1 protein-coding gene is annotated in these 2,362 nt (G+C 62.0%); it reads left to right on the forward strand.

Going from position 1 to position 2,362, the window contains the following annotated elements; all coding sequences use genetic code 11:
• Positions 1–2,362: DUF5801 repeats-in-toxin domain-containing protein (locus tag OA90_RS27665; RefSeq protein ID WP_244274721.1), on the forward strand; the 2,362-nt coding region annotated here is incomplete at both ends.

Genomic DNA, 2,362 nt, shown 5'->3' on the forward strand with positions numbered 1-2,362 from the left:
GCCGTCAGACGTGGTTCAATCGATCTCGCCGGAGTGACTTCACGCGGGGAAACCGTCGAATTCCGGCTGGAAGACGACGGCGCCACGCTGGTTGGCTATGTTGATGGCGGTTCCGGTGCGGACCGCGATGTCTTCCGGGTGACCCTGTCCGACATCGGCAATGGCTCCTACGACTTCGAATTGCTCGACGTCCTCGACCATTATAGTTCCGGCAAGGAGGACAATCTTGTCCTCACCTTCGGCTTCACGGCCACGGACAGCGATGGCGACACAGCAGACGGATCCTTTATCGTCCGCGTTGATGATGACGGCCCGGTGCTTGGTTCCACAGAAGACGGTATCGTGGAAGAAGAGGAAGGTGCTGTTGCTGGTTCGGGGATCGAGGACGGCTCACCGTCTTCGACCGACACGGACACGGTCTTCAACTTTTTCGGCACGCCGGTCGTGCTGGACAATCAGGTCGACAACACGGCGACCGGCGATCTGGCGATTTCCTGGGGTGCGGATGATGCCAATGCGGACGTTGACGGCGGCGCGAGTTCCAGCAACGGCGACCGCGCGGTCATTTTCACCGGCGCGTCTGACGGTACTTCTGTCATTGCGAGCGCATTCGTTACGATCAATGGCGGAGCGATCTCCTGGGATGGCCTGACCTCGCGCGGCGATGCCGTGACGTTTAACATTTCGGGCAATGGGTCTGTCTTGACTGCGGTTGCGAACGGGCGAACAGTCTTTAACGTGACCCTGTCGGACCAGGCGAGCGGCGGCTATGAATTCGTTCTCTACGACACGCTAGAGCACCCGGATGCCGGAACCGGTTCCGGTGCCGAGGACCTTCTGAACTTCTCCTTTGGTTTCACCGCGACCGACAGCGACGGCGACGGGATTGATGGCGACTTCAGCATCGACGTGATCGACGACCGCCCGGTCGCGGTCGGGACGCTGCTTCCGCGCGGCGTGGAGGAAGAAGCGCTTGCGAACGGAAACCCGGACAGCGATCCGTTCTTTACCGACGGTCTGTCTAGCATTCTCGGGTCCCCGTTGACCGATGAAGTGGGGGCTTCGCTCAACATCTCGTGGGGCGGCGACGATACGGATGTCAGCGACGGCGCAGCGGATGGTCTTCCCCTTCAGGACGCATCTGCAGTTGGCCACAGGTCTGTTGTCTTTTCCGATGATGCCGACGGCACGGTCGACGCCAGCGGCTTTGTCAGCGTAACGGACGGCAACGGCGACAGTGTCTCGCTTGGCGACCTTACCTCGCGCGGTAGCACACTGAGTTTCGTTCTGTCCAGCGACGGCACGATCCTGACCGCAGTTGCCAATTTAGGCACGGCGGACCAGCGCGATGTCTTCCGCGTCGGCCTGTCCGATGACGGCAACGGCTCGTTCACTTTCATTCTTGACGATACGCTCGACCATCCGCTGCAGGGCACGGATTCAGGGGACGAGGACCCACTCACCTTCACTTTCGACTTCATCGCCCGCGACGGCGACGGCGATATCGCAACTGCTGACTTCTCGGTGTTTGTAGTCGACGACAGCCCGGTTATCGGCAGCGCAGCAGCGTCTTCCGTTGACGAAGAAGGTCTCGCCGGCGGCAACGTCGACAGCGGCTACGACGGCGATTTGACCGGTTCCGCAATCACGTCTTCCGGCGATCTGACGATTTCCTGGGGCGCCGACGATGCCAATCCGACCGCCGGTGGCGGCGCTGGCGACCGGTCGGTCGCCTTTGACTCGAGCCAGCCCGGCCTGAGTGGTCTTACGTCCAACGGTGCGGCGGTCTCCGTCGCCGTTCTCGCCGACGGTACACTTGTCGGCTATACGGGCTCTGTACCCGCCACGACGGGTGCTGCCGGCGTGGTGTTCTTCGCAAGCCTGTCGGATGCCGATAGTGGCAGCTATGCCTTCACGCTGGTCGATAATCTCCACCACCCTGATAAGAATACCGAAGACGACCTTGACCTGACGTTTGCCTTCACGGCGACGGATGGCGACGGTGATACCGCAAGTGCGACCTTCACCGTGACCGTCGACGATGACGCGCCGATCATCGAGGTCCACAGCCGGGCCGACTACCGGATCATCAGCGACGACGACGATGTTACGGGCCTCAACGGCAATCCGGGCTTTGGCGACAATCCTGTGGACGGCACGCCCAGCGACAGCCGGGAATACCACCAGTCCGGCAAGACCCTGCCGATCTCCTTCGGCGCCGACGGCGGCGAGGTTGTCTGGAACGGCACCACCAGCGCCGGTATCCTCGGCATCGAGGGCGGCCCTGCCAGCATCTCCTTCGAGATCGTCGACAGTGCCACGACCAGCGTGCTTGTGATCAAGCAGGACCAGGGCGACCCGG

Origin of the sequence: Labrenzia sp. OB1 (genome assembly GCF_001624695.1) — a bacterium.
Lineage (GTDB): Bacteria > Pseudomonadota > Alphaproteobacteria > Rhizobiales > Stappiaceae > Roseibium.